1 protein-coding gene is annotated in these 272 nt (G+C 46.7%); it reads left to right on the forward strand.

The window, feature by feature from the left end; all coding sequences use genetic code 11:
* On the forward strand, window positions 1-272 hold a 272-nt coding region (locus tag H6A32_RS16045; protein WP_204864838.1), incomplete at both ends, for a transposase.

Here is a 272-nt window from a genome sequence, read left to right on the forward strand (position 1 = left end):
CTGCATCATATCCGGACGGAAAGCAAAGAGCAGGACGGCTATACCCAGACGGTGGAGGTCTATGGCTGTGCGGACTGTAGCGGCTGTGAGCATAAATCCAAATGTCTTTACAGATACAATGCGGAAAAGAATCCCGATCGGAATAAAGTGATGAAGATTAATGAACGATGGGAAGAACTAAAGGAAGAATCCAATGCGAATATCCAGAGTGAAGAAGGGATCCTGAAACGGCAGATCCGGTCGATCCAGACAGAAGGACACTTTGGAGATAT

The organism is Drancourtella massiliensis (assembly GCF_016900655.1).
Lineage (GTDB): Bacteria > Bacillota > Clostridia > Lachnospirales > Lachnospiraceae > Sellimonas > Sellimonas catena.